We start from the raw sequence: 17,126 nt of genomic DNA on the forward strand, positions 1-17,126 counted from the left end.
GCGCTACGTAGAAACACGGAACCCGTAAGCCAAGTATTGGAAATGGCGGGACTTTGAGGCGCGGCATCATTAACGGATCCTCAATGCGGCCAGATACGCGTCCGATGGCCTACTGCGAAAGTCGTATGCCAAATCGGCCGCCCGGCCGGCCGTTCAGTTCGGCGGCACCCGGCACTGCATGGTGCAGTGGATACCCGTCTTCAGGAACGTGGTCTCGATCTTGCCGTCGAACGCCGACAAGGCGGCATTCAGCAGCTTGGTGCCGAAACCGGGCTTGCCGATGTGATCGACCGGCGGGCCCTCGGTCTCGTCCCAGGTCAGCTTGAGGCGATCCTCCTGCATCGTCCATGAGACCTGCAGGAAGCCGCGCGGCGAGGCGAAGGCGCCGTATTTGCCGGCATTGGTCGCGAGCTCGTGGAAGATCAGGGCGAAACTGACGGCGAGCTTGGCCGGAACGAACAGCGCGCCGCCGTTGAGCTCGAAGCGGACGTGGCCATAGGGCCCGAGCTCCGACATCAGGAGGTCCTTCAGATCGCACCCCTGTCCGTCGACCCGCGCGATCAGATCGTCGGCGGTCGCGAGCGCGCGGATACGCTTGTCGATACTGCTCCAGACCTGCGGCTGGTCGTGCAGCACCTGATGCAGCACCGCGTGGATCGTCGAGGTCTTGTTCTTCAGCCGGTGATGCAGCTCGTCGACCAGCAGCTTGCGATACTGCTCCTCCTCGGTCAGGCGCCTGGCGATCTCGCGCTGCTTGACCGCGAGGCTGCGGTAGTGGCCAGCGCCCCAGATCACAAGGGCCGACACGGTGAGATACAAGGCCATCAGCGCCACCTTTGCCGCATCGACCGGACCGCCGCCGAAATCGAGCACCAGCCCGAGCGTCGCGCCTATCATCGCCGTGGCGATGCCGACGGCTGATCCTCCTATCGCGGTGGCGAAGAAAACCGCGGGGATGTAGGGTGTGAAGAACACGTCGGGGCGCAGATGCGCCATGCCGAATCGGATCGCGGTCGCGACGACCAGGCACAGCGTTGCGAATGTGCCGCTCCAGGCCAATGAGGGCTGCAGCTCGCCGTGCCAGATTTGCTTGATGTCATCGATGAGTCGCGTCATGGCCGTCCATGAGCCCCAACCGCGCAACCAAATTAAGGCCGGGGTGGCGGTAATTTGTCCGGTTGATGGAAGCCGTCTTGCTTGTGTTGCAATTCGGCGCGCGGGATGATGGTTCCGAGGCGAAACTGGCGCGTCCGAGCGCACTTTACAATCGACCAATAAGAGGATCAGGGAATGGGACGACTTGACGGCAAGGTTGCCGTGATCACGGGAGCGACCAGCGGCATCGGTCTGCGGACAGCGGAAATCTTCGTCGCCGAGGGCGCGAAGGTGATCATCGCCGGCCGCCGCAGCCACGAGGGTGAGGCGCTGGCGCGCCGTCTCGGCGACGTCTGCGTATTCCGCCAGACGGACGTCACCGTCGACGAGCAGATGCGCGCGCTGATCGATCTCGCGGTCGAGCGCTTCGGCCGGCTGGATTGCCTGTTCAACAATGCCGGCGGACCGGCGCAGACCGGGGGCATCGAGGGCCTCGATGCTGATCGTTTCGATCAGGCCATGGCGGTGCTGGTGCGCAGCGTGATGCTGGGGATGAAGTACGCCGCGCCTCACATGAAGACGCAGGGCGCCGGCAGCATCATCAACAATGGCTCGATCGCCGGGCGCCTCGCGGGCTATTCGACCTCGCTGGTCTACAGCACGGCGAAGGCCGCGGTGATCCATCTCACCAAATGCGTGGCGATGGAGCTCGGCGAGTCCGGCGTCCGCGTCAACTCGATCTCGCCGGGACTGATCGCGACCGGCATCTTCGGCAAGGCGCTGGGGCTGTCGACGGAGGCCGCCGAGAAGACGCCGGAGACGATCCGCAACGCCTATGCGACGGCGCAGCCGATCCCGCGTGCCGGCCTGCCCGATGATATCGCCCATGCCGCCGTGTTTCTCGCCAGCGACGAATCCGGCTTCATCAACGGCCATGATCTCGTCGTCGACGGCGCCATCACCGGCGGCCGCAACTGGAGCCAGCAGCAGCAGGGCTATGCCGCGATGCGCAAGCTGCTGGGGGATGCGGTGGAGTAGAGGCCGGGGTTTTGGTATTTCGTCTGCCGCTCGATCTGAAGTTGTGTGTTTGACCCGCTCTCTCCGCGTCGTCATGGCCGGGCTTGTCCCGGCCATCCACGTCGTCCGGCGCCCTTGGATCGACGTGGATGCCCGGGACGAGCCCGGGCATGACGAGCAACTAATTGGCGGTGCTCCTCGTGGCGATGGGCTGTCGGCCTCATACGGATACGTCCGGCCCGAGGATGCACCGTGATCACACTGCCTTCACAATCACCTTCAATCCGTCGCGCGGCTTCGGGATCGGCCACACCTGCCAGCTCGGCTGATAGTTCGGCGGGAACGAGACCTCGATGTTGGCAAGGAAGTGCCGTGCAAAGCATTTCACCTGCATGTAGGCGAAGTGCAGGCCGAGGCACATATGGGCGCCGCCGCCGAACGGAACCCAGGCGAAGCGGTGGCGGCCACGCTGGGCCTCGTCGGTGAAGCGCATCGGGTCGAACCGCTCGGGCTCGGGCCAGATCTCCGCCATGTGGTGCGTGTACATCGGGTTGATGCCGATTCCGGTGCCGGCCGGGATCGCATAGCCCATGAAGGTGAAGTCCCTGACCGGCCGGCGTGGCAGCGACGGCACCGGCGGCATCAGCCGCAAGGTCTCCTGGAACGCCATCTCGGTCAACTTCATCTTCTCCAGATGCTCCGAGCTCATCGGATCACTCTCGGCGAGGCCGAGGCTTGCGACTTCGTCGCGCAGCTTCTGCTGCCACTCCGGATGCGCGGCGAGCTGGGCGACGAACGAGGTCAGCGACGAGGTCAGCGTGTCGTGCGCCGCCATCATCAGGAAGCTCATGTGGTCGACGATGTCTTGCGTCGACAGCAGTGCGCCCTGGTCGTCGGTGGCGCGACACAGCTGCGAGAACAAATCGTCGCCGTCGCTCCTGGCGCGGCGCAGCGGGATCTGCTCGGAGAAATAGGTGACGATACGCTGGCGGCCCTTGACGCCGCGCGCCATCTGGGTTCCGGGCAGCGGCCGGCGGATCGGCGCCACCGCCGCCGCGACCATGTCGACGAAGGCGCGGTTGATGGCATCGACCTCCGGCCCGATCTCGGTGCCGAGAAAAGAGGTCGCAGCGAGATCCAGCGTCAGCTGCTTGATCGCAGGATAGAACAGCATCTCGCCGGGAGCTTGCTTCCACTGCGCGACGCGCGCGGCGATGCCGCGGTCGAGGCCGGCGAGATAGGACTTCATCGGCCCGGCCTTGAAGGCGACCGAGAGCGCCTTGCGGTGCATCCGGTGCTCGTCGAAATCGAGCAGCATCAGGCCACGCGGAAACAACAGGTTGAGAATATGGCCCCAGCCATGCGCCGAGGAGAACAGCTTGGCCTGGTCGAACAGCACGAGCTCGTTGGCCTCGGGTCCGAGCAGCACGACATTGACGTCGCCGAACATGTGGCTGCGATAGACGGGGCCATATTTCCGGGCGTTGCGTTCGACGTGCCCCTTGGGGTCGGCCAGCACCTCGAACGTCTTGCCGATGATCGGCCAGCCCTCGTCGCCGGGGATATGCGTCAGCGTGTTGCGCCGCGGCGGCGTCAGGCTGAATGCGGGAGAGGCCACATTTTGCATCGACATGCGGGAGCTCCGTTCTCGGGGGCGCCGGGGCGCGGCAAGGCGCCGGCCCTGCATTCAAAAGCGGTTGCAGCTGTCATGCAATACTCATTGCGGGTGATTGTCATCACAGCCTCGTTGCAGCGCAAGCGTTCGCGATCTCGCGGCGCGCTGATGCGTCCGAGGGATGGAATATTCCCGCCCTCTTCCAGACAGAGGGCACGGGGAATGCCGGGCGCTGGCCGCACCCATGGCCCGCCTGCGAAAAAAATGCAGGCGGCAGGAACCACAGGTTCAGCCGAGAACACCCGGCATTCCCCGCGCGATGGTTTTGACGGCTGCTTCGCGTTCTCCCCGGTGCGCCGGGCTTTCTGGCCACCGTTGCCCGCGCGACGCGTGAGCGTCGCCGCAAGCGTAACACCAGCATCGGGGTGTCAGGACCACGCGACTTGACCGTGCGCATCGCTGCTGTTCGTCGGCGCAGGATCGCCCCACGCTGCAACATCGACACGCCCACCGCATCCCGCCTCAACGTTCGTGACGACCGCGAAGCGCCCCTCGTATCGAGACGGGACGGCGACAGACAATCATGAATTCCGATAAAACGAAAGAAGATTATTTCTGCCGGAAGGACTGGACATGGGTGATGTCATTGAGGCGGTTCGTGAAACGAGCTTTTTCGTGCGCTGTTCTAATGGCAGTTGACGCGTGATCGGTTGGGCCGGCGCGGTGAAATCTCACTTGCTCGAAGGTGCTTTGCCGGGAGTGATTTGCCCGTCGGGTCTGACGGGCGTCATCGACTTCCGTTGTCGCTGGTGAGCGACCCCGCGATATCCGGCCATCGATCGAAGCAGGATCGGCGGATCATCTTTCGAGACGGAGAGGCCCCGCCGCCAGAAGCCCGTCACGCGTCTTGGCGCGGACGCAAAGACCATCAGCTCGACTTGTTGATCTTCTTCACCTTGGCGTCGGTTGCCTCGATCGAGGCCGCCAGCTCCAGGATCGCTTTTGCCAGGAGGTCGGCGGCCTCCTTGGGATCCTGCGACCGTTCGGCGCGCAGCGCGTAGTTCTTGGCTGAGGAGAGTGACATCGGCGACCTTTCCCACGGAAAAGCCCGCCGGGTCGAGACGGCGGGCTGCCTGACGCATCATACGCGCGAGCTGTCCCTTGCAGGCCGTGCTCGATTTGCCGCGAGCATAGCAGGCTAAGATTAAGAAAATTCTCTTGACGCCCGATCGCTGATGTCCGCCACGCGGCCGCCGGCGCCTCAAGGAGCGCAGATCAGACTGCGACCAAATGCTGGCGAGTGGTCGACCGGCGTCAGCAGGCGACCCTCGATGTTGCTGACCATCAACCCGGGGCTCTGCCCGTTGCCGTCGGGACACAGATGTCAGGGGAGCAGCATGGCCTCTGGCCCCCAGCCAGATCCCCGTCGTCAAGCGTCAGGCTGTCTCAAATATCCGCTGTCATCCCGGCCAAGCCTGACGTCGCGATAGCGATGGCCCGGCGCAGAGCCGGGATCCATAGCCACAGGCGGCTATGGGACGAGGACTCGTCGTTGCGATCGTGCCTCGAAGCGCCGCCCCGGGATTATGGTCCCGGGTCGGTGCCTCCGCGCAGCGCTGCGCGCTGACGGAGGCTTGCCCGGGACGACACCTGATGAACCTGCTCCGTCGACAGGGCCTATCGCGTGAAGCCGATCAAATCCGCAAGCTCTCTAATCGACAGGCGATCTAGTTTGATTCGATCACAGCATCCTGGGCATGTCCCTTCAACACATGCTTGGCGGTCACTTCGAGTAATCGTCTCACATGCCCGAAGAACGCTCCGTTCTTGTCGACCTTCGTGATGATCACCCGATCAGTCTCGACGTTAAGATCAAGTCCTTGTCCGGACAAGTGTAAGCAAAGTATTCACGGTTCCTCACGTCGCCAGGCTCTGCCCACGCAGCCAGGTGATCGATGCTCCGGAACAGCGAGACGTCGCCGACCATCTCGGCATTCCGAGATTGGTTGACGATGGCAGCATCTGACAAGTTGAAATTCACCACGCCGACGTCCGAACCGTCGACGGTCATTGTCGCCGGGACCAAATGAACGACCCGTAAATCCACCGACCCAAATCTTTACCCCCCGGCCATCGGCGCCGTCTAGGAACGGCCGCACCGGACGTCTGGCCAAGAGGCAACGAGGCAAGAGCATGAGCAATCAGTTGCTGGTGATCGAAGATGCGGAAGTTCATCTCTCGATCCTTCGCAAGATCGCCGCTCAGTGCGGATATGAGGCGACCTGCGTGACCTCTGTCGAGGCCGCGGCCGAGGTGCTGCGCGCGCGGACCTTCGACTGCATCACCCTGGATCTGTCGCTCGGTGAGCGCTGCGGGGCAGACATCCTGCTGCTGCTCAACGAGATGAAATCACGCACCCCGGTGATCTTCATCAGCGGCGCAGAGGACGGCACACGCGACGAGCATGTGCGCCTCGCGACCGTTCTTGGGCTCGTCGTCCATCCGCAGTTCCAGAAGCCCGTCGACCTGGCGGCCCTGCGCGAGACACTGCGGCAGATCGCGACGATTGCCGATTGCGAGAGGCTGGTCGCGGCGGTGAGGTAACGGCAACGCCCGTGTTGCCCGACGGCTACCGCTCCCTGCGGAATCAGGCTGTCGCCTATGGCGCTCGGAGCTTTGCACCCGTCTGTTGCCACGTCGTCATGGCCGGCTTGTCCCGGCCATCCGGCTTCTGACGACGGCCTCACGAGGTGACATCTTGCTCGACCCCGAGCATGCGACGGTGATGCTCCGCTCACCCGCCCCACGGATTACCGTATCAAGAGACGCCAGGCATCTGCGCGTGCGATTGGCCCCGTGATCTCCGTTCGCTAGGCCCTTGGGCCCCACAGGATGATAGCTGCTCCTATCAGGCAGAAACAGGCGCCGGTGAGATCCCATCGGTCCGGGCGCGCGCCCTCGATCGCCCATAGCCACACGAGCGACGCCGCGATGTAGATCCCGCCATAGGTGGCGTAGGCGCGACCCGCCGCGTCGCTTTCGACCAGCGTCAGCAGAGATGCGAAAGCGATGAGCGACAGCAGTCCAGGAAGCAGCCACCAGACGGGTTTCCCCAGCCGCAGCCAACCCCAGAAGGCGAAGCAGCCCGCGATCTCCGCGATCGCGGCGCAGACGTAGATGAGTCCAGTCCTCATGGCGATCGACGCTTCCACAGGATCCGCTGCCGTTCAAGGCAGCAGGTCGCTGGGCTGCCATCACGCGCGAAGCGCGCGGATGAGCGGCTTTTCGATCAGCGGCCACATCAGCGAAGCCGTCATGAGCACGGTCGAGGCCGTCATCATCACCAGTGTCATTGTCGTCGGCTTGCGTCCAGTCCGGCGCATCTGCCAGGCCAGCCAGCCCCACGCGCCCGTCACGGACAGCACGGCGAGCACCGTGATCCACCATTGCATGTGGACGAGCGTCGCCAGCACCGAGCCGGTGCCGGCAAGAACGCTCGCCGGCAGCGCGAACGGCAGAACGCAGCACGCTCCGCACGCGACCGCGCTCGTCGACAAGGTCATGGCGGTGGCGCCGGCGGCCCGTGCGCCGGGCGGCTCCTTCGCCGGCTTTGCTGTCGAACATGCGCAGGAAGGCCCCGAAGCCGGCGATGCCGGCGCATTTACTAAGAATGCCGCGAACAATTCGTCCGCGGCACCGCGCGCGTCCTCCGGAGCCGTGATCGTCAAACGGATGTCGCGCGCGGAGTCCACGAGATCGAACCGGAGGAATGCGCAGCATGTCTGCTCGCCGCGCACCATCTCCCGCACCCGTGATCGCGCCTCGGGTGCGTAGGTCAGCCTCAGCACCAGATCCTCGCGCCGATGGTCGAGCAGCGCGTCCTTGTTGAGCTTGGCGATCGAAGTGAGACGATCCCTCGTCTCTCCGGAGCTCAGCGTGCAGGCGACGGGTAGGATTTCAACGATCGACATCGGCATCTCCCTGATGTGAGTTGCCGCGACCGTACATGCTCAAGTAGCTTGAGCTTCAAGCGGAAAAATCGCACGGATCAGCCTCGATGAAACCCTTGAAGATCGGAGCGCTCGCGCGGCAGACCGGCACCAGCGCGCCCACGATCCGATACTACGAAGAGATCGGGCTGCTGCCGTCCGCCGGTCGCCAGGCCGGCAACCAGCGCATCTATGGCGAGGCCGACGTCAGGAGCCTGACATTCATCCGGCGCTGTCGGGAGTTCGGCTTCTCGATCGGCCAGGTGCGCGAGCTCGTCGCGCTCGGTCGAGATCCTAAGAGCTCATGTGCCGATGCGCGCGATCTCGCGCAGGAGCATCTTCAGACCGTGCGTGCCAAGCTCGCCGAGTTGAAGGCGCTCGAGCGCAGCATCGCCGCCCTCATCGTGAGCTGCGACGCGTCCTGCGCGGGCGGGCCGGGCCCCGAATGCGTGATCCTCGATGATCTCTCCAAGGCACGACCCCGCGTGTCCCGCACGTCGTCAGGACGTGCGAAGTCCGGCGCGTGCTCCTAGCCGCTTGCGCTGTGTCGCAGCGGCTCCTCGGCCACCGCGCTGCCGATAATCGCCGACGCGAGAACGGAGCAGCGCGCCCACCCGACGTCCTATGCTTTCCGCTTCGCCGCCTCCTGGAGGTCGGGCGCATTCACCGCCGGGATCGCGACCCGGCCGGGCCCGGTCCGCGCCAGCGCGGCGGCGGCCTTGTCATTGTCCATGATCTTGGCCATCACGGCTTGTCCGGCGCGCTCGAAGATGTCGCGGTTCTCGATCACGAACGTTTGCGAGCGGCGCAGGCCGTCGATGTAGCCGTTGATCTCCGGCACCACGTAGCGTGCGACCATGTCCCAGCTGCGCCGCGTATTTTCCGGATTGGCCCAGTCGTGCACGAAGCCGATGATGTGGCCGACGCCGCCGGATACCTGCATCAGGTTCTTGATCGTCTTCACCAGATCATCGGGCGTGCCGATCGTCGCCGCCGCGCCGTCGACGAAGGCGGTCTTGTCGACAGCCTCGTCGGGCGACGAGAACGCCTGCAGGCCCGGACGCATCAAGGTGCCGACGATATACTCGTTGTGCCAGCGCATCAGGCCGGGGCCGGCCTCACGGCGCGCCTGCTCGCGCGTCTCGGCGATGTGCCAGGACAGCAACACGCGCCAGTTCGCCCGGCTCACATTGGTGCCGTGCTTCTTCGCGGCGTCCTCGGCGAACTCCCATTGCTGCGGCAGCGCCATCAGCCCCTGCGTCGACATCGAGCCGAGCGAGATGATGCCGATGCCGTATTTGCCGGCGAGCGTCATGCCGGACGGCGAAATCTGCGACGCCACGACGAACGGCATTTCCTCCTGCAGCGGCAGGATCTGCAAGGCCGCGTCGTTCATCGTGAACCAGTCGCTCTTCGCCGTGACGCGCTCGCCGTTGAACAGCCGACGGATGATGCTGATCGCCTCGTCCTGGCGGTCGCGCTGCGTCATCGGATCGATGCCCAGCGTGTGCGCATCGGAGGCGAGCGCGCCGGGGCCCGAGCCGAAGATGGCGCGGCCGCCGGTCATGTGATCGAGCTGCACCATCCGCTGCGCGACGTTGTAGGGATGATGGTAGGGCAGTGAGATGACGCCGGTGCCGAGCCTGATGCGCCTGGTGCGCTCGCCGGCGGCGGCGAGAAACATCTCGGGCGAAGCGATCATCTCCCAGCCCGAGGAATGATGCTCGCCGCACCAGAACTCGTCATAGCCGAGCTCGTCGAGCTGCGCGACGAGATCGAGGTCGCGGCGGAATTGCAGCATCGGGTGCTCGCCGATCGGATGATGCGGAGCGAGGAAAGCGCCGAATTTGAGCCGCGCCATGTGTTTCTCCCGACGGAATTTGGTTGTTTGTTGATCGTGCTTGGCGATCAGGCTAGTTGGCGCATCCTTTCGAGGCAATCGCCTTGGTGCGATCGCTGATCGGTGCATGCCTGCCATTTGTTGTTTACTGATCGGGGATCGATGCGCAGACTTCGCGTGACGATGGCCGATTCGCGATTCGCCGAGGAGGATGATCAGTAGAATTGCGGCCCTCACCTCTACCGGTTGCGCGACCTCTCATGTTCAAGCTGTCGGCGATATCAGTGCGTCCCTATCACTTTTCGATCGCTTTAATGTCATGCAGCGCGTCACGCGTGGCATTTAGATCGCAGCAAGAACGAAATTCGCAATCAAATTGCTGACCTCCGCGACGCTGCGGGCTTTTTCTTTTGCACTGCAGCAACCATCTGGGTGATGGTGGATTGTCTACCCGCTGACGTGAATATGTGAATGCCGAAGGAGCTGCCGTTGTCCCTCGCCGAAAATGTTGAGTATTTGCGACGGCTGCGGGAGCTGAACGGTATCACCGGATTTGCCGATTTCCATCGCCAGTCGCGTCCCGCGCCCGAGTGTCCGCTGATCGAAATCGAGAGCTTCGGCAGCAATCCCGGCCGGCTGAAGATGTTCGCCTATGTGCCGGCGCAGCGCCAGCCGTTGGCGCCGCTCGTGGTCGTGCTGCATGGCTGCGGGCAGGGCGCCGCCGAGTATGATCTCGGCGCGGGCTGGTCGACGCTCGCCAAGCATTTCGGCTTCGCGCTGCTGTTGCCGGAGCAGCAGCGCGTGAACAATCCGCAGCGCTGCTTCAACTGGTTTCAGTCCGAGGATATCACCCGCGACCAGGGCGAGGTCGCCTCGATCCGCGAGATGATCGCGCGCATGGTGGCGGATTGCGCCATTGATCCACGCCGCATCTACGTCACCGGCCTGTCGGCCGGCGGCGCGATGACCATGGCGGTGCTGTCGGCGCATCCCGAATTGTTCGCGGCCGGCGCGATCATTGCCGGCCTGCCGTTCGGCACCGCCCGCAACATGCGCGATGCGATCCTGCAGATGCGGATGCCGCCGGCGCGCCCCGCCGGCGAGCTCGGCGATCTCGTCCGCCGCGCCTCGCACCATCGCGGCAAATGGCCGAAGCTGTCGGTGTGGCACGGCACCGCCGACTACACGGTGCACCCGGACAATGCCGGCGAGATCGTCAAGCAGTGGCTGGACCTGCATCATCTGCCGCTGGCACCGATGGCCAAAACCGTCGTGGACGGCTATCCGCGTCAGCAGTGGTGGAATGACGACGGCGAACCGATCGTCGAGTCCTACACCATCACCAACATGGCGCATGGCACGCCGATCGGGATCGCGGCCAACGACAAGCGCTATGGCAAGGCGGGGCCGTTCCTGCTCGAGGCCGGCATCTCGTCGTCCTATCACATCGCGAAATTCTTCGGCGTCACCGACTGGATTCGTCCGCTCAAGGCGGCCACGACGTCGCCGAGCACAAAGCTGATCCCGCAGGTGTCGCCGATCTCGGCTGTACCGGCCTTGACCAAGATCTTGCGGCGCGCGGCGGACGTGCCGTCGCCCGCTGCGGAGCCGGTCGACGTCAAGCCAGCCCACATCAAAGCGGTCGAGCCCAGAGTATCGCCGACCGGCATGTTGCTTTCTGCACCGGCATCCGCCGTGGTCCCGCAGCCCAAGGTCGAGCATCAGGAGCCGGCATCCGAGCCGCGGAAAGCGGCAAAGCCCAGGCCGGACCAGAAGCCGGAGTCCAAGCTTGTGGCCGTCTCCAGGCCCGCGGAGCCGAAGCCGTTGGATGCGAGGACGATTGAAGCCTCGATCAGCGGCAATGGCGCGGCCGGCAGGCCGCGGCGCCGGACCATCGATGTCGCCGCCGTGATCGATCGCGCCCTGCAGGCGGCCGGCCTGAAGTAGACGCGCGAACCCGCAGCCAATCAGAATTGGCGCTGGACGGGCGGGTCAGAATTCTCCTGTCAGGAACGGGTTCGTCATCCGCTCCTGGCCGAAGCTCGATCCGGCGCCGTGGCCGCAGATGAAGCCGACGTCGTCGCCGAGCGGCAGCAGCTTCTGCGTGATCGACCTGATCAGCGTCTCGTGGCTGCCGCCGGGCAGGTCGGTGCGGCCGACCGAGCCGTTGAACAGGACGTCGCCGACATGGGCGAAGCGCATCTCCTTGTTGAAGAACACGACGCTGCCCGGCGAATGTCCGGGGCAATGGAAAATGTCGAAGGCGAGCTCGCCGATCTCGACCCGGTCGCCCTCCTCGAGCCAGCGATCCGGCGCAAAGTCGCGCACGCCTGTGATGCCGAAGCGCGCGCCGCTGGCCACGACATTGTCGAGCAGGAACTTGTCAGCGACATGTGGGCCTTCGATCGGCACCTTCAGCGCGTCGCGCAGCTCGGCCGCGCCGCCGACATGATCGATATGACCATGCGTCAACCAGATCTTCTCGACGGTGACACCGGCCTTGGCGATCGCCTCGCGGATGTTGGGCACGTCGCCGCCGGGATCGATCACGACCGCCTTGCGGGTCGCCTCGCACCACAGCACGGTGCAGTTCTGCTCGAATGGCGTGACCGGCACGATCATCGCGCCGGCCTTGGCCTTGGTCTTTTCGGGTTCGCTGTCGCTCGATTGGGTCATGGCGCCAGCATGCCGATTTTTCGCAACGCGCCAAGCGAAAAACACGGCGGTGCGGCGGCCTGAAACGCGGGTGCGGATCGCCATGGCGCGCCGTTTGTGAACCTGCCGCCGGTTCCGGCGTTGGAGCCGCACGTCGAGGAGCAGGAAAGTGGTCGAGATGGCGGAACGTGGCGCCTGGTGGCGCGAGGGCATTTTCTACCAGATCTATCCGCGCTCGTTCCAGGACAGCGATTGCGACGGCGTCGGTGATCTCACCGGCATCATCCATCGCCTGCCGCATCTGCTGACGCTCGGCGTCGACGCGATCTGGCTGTCGCCGATCTTCACCTCGCCGATGGCCGATTTCGGCTACGACATCGCCGACTACACCGGCATCGATCCCTTGTACGGCACGATGGAGGATTTCGACGCGCTGGTGAAGGCTGCGCATGACGGCGGCCTCAAGGTGATCCTCGACCTCGTGCCGAACCACACCTCCGATCAGCATCCGTGGTTTCTGCAGGCGCGACACGCGCGCGACGATCCGCACCGCGACTGGTACATCTGGCGCGATCCGGCTCCCGATGGCGGGCCGCCGAACAACTGGCTGTCGGAATTCGGCGGCGGCGCCTGGGCGTTCGATTCCAAGACCGCGCAGTACTACTATCACGCCTTCCTGGCGCAGCAGCCCGACCTGAACTGGCGCAATCCGCAGGTGCGTGCCGCGATCTACAACGTGATGCGGTTCTGGCTGCGCAAGGGCGTCGACGGCTTTCGCGTCGACGTGATCTGGCACCTGATCAAGGACGCGCAGTTTCGCGACAACCCGGCGAATCCAGACTATCACGGCGGCCGGCCGCCGCACGAGCAGATCCTCTCGCGCTACTCCGCCGATCGGCCAGAAGTGCACGAGGTCGTGGCCGAGATGCGCGCGGTGATCGACGAGTTCGACGATCGCGTCCTGATCGGAGAGATCTATCTGCCGGTCGAGCGCCTCATGACCTATTACGGCAAGGACCTGACCGGCGCGCATCTGCCGTTCAATTTCGCGCTGCTGTCGGCACCCTGGCACGCGCGCGAGATCGAGGCGATCATCGCCGACTACGAGGCGGCGCTGCCGCCCGGCGCCTGGCCGAACTGGGTGCTCGGCAATCACGACCGGCCGCGGGTGGCGAGCCGCGTCGGGCCCGACCAGCCGCGTGTCGCAGCGATGCTGCTGCTGACTTTGCGCGGCACGCCGACGCTCTATTACGGCGACGAGATCGGCATGCACCAGGTCGAGATCGCACCGGGCGAGGTGCGCGATCCGTTCGAGAGGAACGTGCCCGGCATCGGCGTCGGCCGCGACGGCTGCCGCACCCCGATGCAATGGAGCGCGCTGCCGCAGGCCGGCTTCACCCAGGCCGTGCCGTGGCTGCCGGTGGCCGATGATTTCACCCATGAGAACGTGGTCAATCTCAGCGCCGACCGGCGCTCGATCCTCAATCTCTACCGCGCGCTGATCCGGATGCGGAAGACGCATCGGGCGCTGGTCACCGGCCGCTATCGGCCGGTCGCGGCGCAGGGCGATCTCCTGCTCTATCGCCGCGAAGACGACGGCGAGGTCATCACGGTCGCGCTCAATCTCGGCGACGAGCCGGTCGCGATCGCGACCGAAGGCCGCGGCCTCGACGGCGAGATCCTGCTGTCGACCTGGCTCGACCGTGACGGCGAAAGGATCGACGGCACGCTTGATCTCCGCGGCAATGAGGGCGTGGTGATCGGGAAGGCGATTTAGCGAATTGGCAACTGAGTGCAAGTCGACGTCGTGTCCCACATTCAGTGTCGTCCCGGGCAAGCACGTCGGCGCATTGCGCCGGCGCGCGCCGACCCGGGACCCATACTCCCCGGGCAGCGTTTGAGGCAGGATGGCAACTCCGAGTCTTCGCCATAGGGCCGCCTGTGGCTATGGATCCCGGCTCTGCGCCCGCCGTCGCTGCGCGACGGCAGGCTTGGCCGGGACGACAGCTGATATTGAGGAGGCAGTATGACCAACTCAGGAGCAGCTGGACGCAACTCATAGGCGGCTGGGACTTGCTGGGTTATCACCGCCGCGCCTTCCGCATCTTTTTCGCCGGGCTCCCCGTCTCGATATCGCTGCGCCGGAGCAGGTAATCGAGGCCGCCGACGCGGTACCAGCGATAGCCATAGGGCTCTAGCACCAGGGTGTGACAGCCGCGATCGTCGGCTTGGCTATGATCCTCGGCCAGGAGGTTGATCAGCAGCTTTCCGGCATCGTCGGGCAGGCCCGCATCGAACGCGATCTCGCGCGGCTTCTCATCGAGATTGTGCACGAGCAGCACGGAGTTGTTGCGCCAGTCGTAGCGCATGATCAGCACGGCCGGATCCCTGGTCGCGATCACCGTGAAATCGCCCCAGCCGATTTCCGGCACCTCCTTGCGCATGCGGATGATGCGCTCGGTCCAGTTCAGCATCGAGTTCGGATCGCGCCGCTGCTTGGCGGCATTGACATGGTCGTAACCATAGGGACCGTGATCGATCACGGGCGAGACCGACGTCTCGCATTTGGTGAAGCCTCCCTGCGGCTCGGTCGACCACTGCATCGCGGTGCGCGCGCAATTTCGTTCGGGCAAAGCGAGGTCGTCGCCCATCGCGAGCTCGTCGCCGTAGCGGATCACGGGCGTGCCGGGCAATGTGAACATCAGGCTGTAGGCGAGCTCGATGCGGCGGCGGTCGCCGCCCAGCATCGGCGCCAGCCGCCGCCGGATGCCGCGATCGTAGAGCTGCATGCTCTTGTCCGGGCCGAAGGCATCAAACACCGTCTGGCGCTGCGCCTTGGTCAGCCGCCCGAGATCGAGCTCGTCATGATTGCGCAGGAACAGCCCCCATTGCGCCGAGGCCGGGCGTGGCTTGGTCGCGACCAGCGCTTTCGCCAGCGGCCGCGTGTCGGACGCGGCGAGTGCGTAGAACAGATGCTGGTTGACGTGGAAGTTGAACATCATGTGCATGAGGTCGCCGTCGGCGCCGAAATACGCCATGTCGGTTTCCGGCAGCACGTTGGCTTCCGCCAGGATGATCGCCTCGCCCTGCCGCCATTGCAGGAATTCGCGGAAGGTCCTGAGCATGTCGTATTGCTCGACGGGCTTCTTCACGTTCGCGCCCTTGGTCGCGATCACGAACGGCACCGCGTCCATGCGGAAGCCGGAGACGCCGAGCTGGATCCAGAAGCCCATGATCTTAAGGAGCTCGGCCTGCACCTCGGGGTTCGAAGTGTTGAGATCGGGCTGGAAATCGTAGAAGCGGTGGAAGTACCAGGCGCCGGCCTCCTTGTCGCGGCTCCAGGTCGACTTCTGCACCCCGGGAAACACCATGCCGGTATTGGCATTCGCCGGCTTCTTGTCCGACCACACATACCAGTCGCGATAGCGCGAGCTCTTGGAGCGCCGCGCCTCCTGGAACCAGGGATGCTGATCGGAGGTGTGGTTGACGACGAGGTCGATGATAACGCGGATGCCGCGCTGCTCGCAGCCGTGGGTGAACTGGACGAAATCACCGAGCGTGCCGTAGCGCGGATCGACGCCGTAATAGTCGGCGACATCGTAGCCGTCGTCACGCTGCGGCGATGGCTGGAACGGCATCAGCCAGATCGCGGTGATGCCGAGGCCATGCAGATAATCGAGCCGGCGGGTCAGTCCCTTGAAGTCGCCGATGCCGTCGCCGTCGGCGTCCATGTAGGTGCCGACCGACAGGCAGTAGAACACGGCATTCTTGTACCAGAGATCATCGATCATGCACGGCGCTCCGTTGCGCCGCCTTGGCCGACGGCCGCTTGATAAGCGGAGAGCGCCGCCCGGGTTCCGGTTCCGCGATCGGGGGCCGGGGGGCTTGGGATGGCTCCGGAATCGGCTATGCTGCGGGCATGGAATCGTCAGCCGCCAGGATCAGCCTCGTTCCCGTCGACCGCCGCCAGTCTGAGACGGCGCTCGCGATCGCACGCGGAACCTCGCGCCTCCTGCGCTCGCTCGGCTTCGCCACGGTCAGCGAGCTGCCGCTGCCGTCGGGACGGCGCGCGGATCTGGTTGCGCTGAACGAGCGCGGCGAGATCTGGATCGTGGAGATCAAGTCGTCGCTGGAGGACCTCCGCGCCGACCACAAATGGGAGGACTACCGGGCGCATTGCGACCGGCTGTTCTTCGCCTTCACGCAGGATCTGCCGTGCGAGCTGTTCCCGGAGAGCACCGGCCTGATCGTGGCGGATGCCTATGGCGCGCATCTGCATTGCGAGGCGCCCGAGCACAAATTACCGGCGCCGACGCGCAAGCTGATGACCGTGCGCTTCGCGCTCGCCGCGGCGCAACGGATGAACCGGCTGATCGACCCGCAGGGTCACGCCGACTGATTGATGATCTTCGGTGCACTCTACCAGACGGGGCTTCCCCTGCGCAGGTGAGAGGCAGACGCTTCGCGACGTCACGGCTTCCGGCGTGAGAGATGCAGCGTGGGCGCGCGCCGCTCGGCATCGCCACCCGCGAAGGCTTCCATCAGGCCTCGCCAGTCAGTCAATCAGCGGGCGTCGATGTCAAAAATTGGCTGCGACGAGATCGTACGAGCCTCGGCTGCCGCGGACATAGAGCCTGGCAGCGGCGGCGCAGATGCGATCACGGTTGGTATCGAACGCGGTCAGAAAGCCGGATTCATCCGGGCGGGCATCGGGTTGAATGCGCCTCAGCGCACCTTCGTCGATGAAGAACGATGCTTCCATCGCGCTGTCGTATCCCCAGAATCGCACGGCACGCCGCGTTCGGTCATAGGAACGGCTGAAGTTTGGAAACTCAATCATGTGCTGGGACCGATCAGGTTGTCGAGATGCACGCCACCCCTGCGGGACCATCGCTACGTGTCGGATGATGATGGC

At 64.8% G+C, this 17,126-nt stretch carries 16 protein-coding genes; 6 read left to right on the forward strand and 10 right to left on the reverse strand.

Going from position 1 to position 17,126, the window contains the following annotated elements; genetic code table 11:
• Nucleotides 1-153: 153 nt before the first annotated feature.
• Nucleotides 154-1,116, reverse strand: coding sequence for a sensor histidine kinase (locus tag LQG66_RS23955; RefSeq protein ID WP_231318127.1), 963 nt, complete (start codon nt 1,114-1,116; stop codon nt 154-156).
• A 174-nt stretch (nt 1,117-1,290) separates the two neighbouring features.
• On the opposite strand from LQG66_RS23955, the gene LQG66_RS23960 reads away from it, so the two are divergent.
• A complete protein-coding gene (locus tag LQG66_RS23960) occupies nt 1,291-2,133 on the forward strand; it encodes an SDR family NAD(P)-dependent oxidoreductase (protein ID WP_231318128.1) in 843 nt (280 codons plus the stop codon).
• 235 nt (nt 2,134-2,368) lie between these two features.
• Here LQG66_RS23960 and LQG66_RS23965 read toward each other — a convergent pair whose 3' ends face one another.
• The 3 genes from LQG66_RS23965 to LQG66_RS23975 all read right to left on the reverse strand — a co-directional run bounded on the left by LQG66_RS23965 (nt 2,369) and on the right by LQG66_RS23975 (nt 5,798).
• Nucleotides 2,369-3,745 carry a cytochrome P450 gene (locus tag LQG66_RS23965; RefSeq protein ID WP_231318129.1) on the reverse strand — a complete coding sequence of 459 codons (1,377 nt, stop codon included), beginning with the start codon at nt 3,743-3,745 and terminating at the stop codon, nt 2,369-2,371.
• Between the two features lie 910 nt (nt 3,746-4,655).
• Nucleotides 4,656-4,811, reverse strand: a complete 156-nt coding sequence (locus LQG66_RS23970; protein ID WP_231318130.1) for a hypothetical protein — start codon at nt 4,809-4,811, stop codon at nt 4,656-4,658.
• A 762-nt stretch (nt 4,812-5,573) separates the two neighbouring features.
• Nucleotides 5,574-5,798 (reverse strand): hypothetical protein, encoded by a 225-nt coding sequence (locus LQG66_RS23975; RefSeq protein ID WP_231318131.1) that lies wholly within the window; start codon nt 5,796-5,798, stop codon nt 5,574-5,576.
• Between the two features lie 122 nt (nt 5,799-5,920).
• On the opposite strand from LQG66_RS23975, the gene LQG66_RS23980 reads away from it, so the two are divergent.
• Entirely contained in the window at nt 5,921-6,331 is a 411-nt protein-coding gene (locus LQG66_RS23980; RefSeq protein WP_231318132.1) for a response regulator, read from the forward strand.
• 266 nt (nt 6,332-6,597) lie between these two features.
• Here the strand turns inward: LQG66_RS23980 and LQG66_RS23985 are convergent, their stop codons facing one another.
• Both LQG66_RS23985 and LQG66_RS23990 read right to left on the reverse strand, forming a co-directional pair.
• A complete protein-coding gene (locus LQG66_RS23985) occupies nt 6,598-6,921 on the reverse strand; it encodes a YnfA family protein (protein ID WP_231318133.1) in 324 nt (107 codons plus the stop codon).
• 60 nt (nt 6,922-6,981) lie between these two features.
• Nucleotides 6,982-7,698, reverse strand: a complete 717-nt coding sequence (locus LQG66_RS23990) for a hypothetical protein (protein WP_231318134.1) — start codon at nt 7,696-7,698, stop codon at nt 6,982-6,984.
• Nucleotides 7,699-7,784: 86 nt separating this feature from the next.
• Here LQG66_RS23990 and LQG66_RS23995 point away from each other — a divergent pair, with 86 nt between their 5' ends.
• Nucleotides 7,785-8,249, forward strand: coding sequence for a MerR family transcriptional regulator (locus LQG66_RS23995; RefSeq protein ID WP_231318135.1), 465 nt, complete (start codon nt 7,785-7,787; stop codon nt 8,247-8,249).
• An 89-nt stretch (nt 8,250-8,338) separates the two neighbouring features.
• Here LQG66_RS23995 and LQG66_RS24000 read toward each other — a convergent pair whose 3' ends face one another.
• Nucleotides 8,339-9,577 carry an LLM class flavin-dependent oxidoreductase gene (locus LQG66_RS24000; RefSeq protein ID WP_231327912.1) on the reverse strand — a complete coding sequence of 413 codons (1,239 nt, stop codon included), beginning with the start codon at nt 9,575-9,577 and terminating at the stop codon, nt 8,339-8,341.
• A gap of 450 nt (nt 9,578-10,027) precedes the next feature.
• Between LQG66_RS24000 and LQG66_RS24005 the strand changes: the two genes are divergently transcribed.
• A complete protein-coding gene (locus tag LQG66_RS24005; protein WP_231318136.1) occupies nt 10,028-11,503 on the forward strand; it encodes an extracellular catalytic domain type 1 short-chain-length polyhydroxyalkanoate depolymerase in 1,476 nt (491 codons plus the stop codon).
• A 45-nt stretch (nt 11,504-11,548) separates the two neighbouring features.
• Here LQG66_RS24005 and LQG66_RS24010 read toward each other — a convergent pair whose 3' ends face one another.
• Nucleotides 11,549-12,232 carry an MBL fold metallo-hydrolase gene (locus LQG66_RS24010; RefSeq protein WP_231318137.1) on the reverse strand — a complete coding sequence of 228 codons (684 nt, stop codon included), beginning with the start codon at nt 12,230-12,232 and terminating at the stop codon, nt 11,549-11,551.
• Nucleotides 12,233-12,389: 157 nt separating this feature from the next.
• Between LQG66_RS24010 and LQG66_RS24015 the strand changes: the two genes are divergently transcribed.
• Nucleotides 12,390-13,988: an alpha-amylase family glycosyl hydrolase gene (locus tag LQG66_RS24015; RefSeq protein WP_231318138.1), complete on the forward strand. Its 1,599-nt coding sequence runs from the start codon at nt 12,390-12,392 to the stop codon at nt 13,986-13,988.
• Between the two features lie 307 nt (nt 13,989-14,295).
• Here LQG66_RS24015 and LQG66_RS24020 read toward each other — a convergent pair whose 3' ends face one another.
• Nucleotides 14,296-16,002: an alpha-amylase family protein gene (locus LQG66_RS24020; RefSeq protein ID WP_231318139.1), complete on the reverse strand. Its 1,707-nt coding sequence runs from the start codon at nt 16,000-16,002 to the stop codon at nt 14,296-14,298.
• A 128-nt stretch (nt 16,003-16,130) separates the two neighbouring features.
• Between LQG66_RS24020 and LQG66_RS24025 the strand changes: the two genes are divergently transcribed.
• On the forward strand, nt 16,131-16,610 hold the full coding sequence (locus tag LQG66_RS24025) for an MmcB family DNA repair protein (RefSeq protein ID WP_231318140.1): 480 nt from the start codon (nt 16,131-16,133) through the stop codon (nt 16,608-16,610).
• A gap of 180 nt (nt 16,611-16,790) precedes the next feature.
• Here the strand turns inward: LQG66_RS24025 and LQG66_RS24030 are convergent, their stop codons facing one another.
• Nucleotides 16,791-17,051 (reverse strand): DUF1488 family protein, encoded by a 261-nt coding sequence (locus LQG66_RS24030; protein ID WP_231327913.1) that lies wholly within the window; start codon nt 17,049-17,051, stop codon nt 16,791-16,793.
• Nucleotides 17,052-17,126: the final 75 nt, after the last annotated feature.

Source organism: Bradyrhizobium ontarionense (genome assembly GCF_021088345.1).
GTDB lineage: Bacteria > Pseudomonadota > Alphaproteobacteria > Rhizobiales > Xanthobacteraceae > Bradyrhizobium > Bradyrhizobium ontarionense.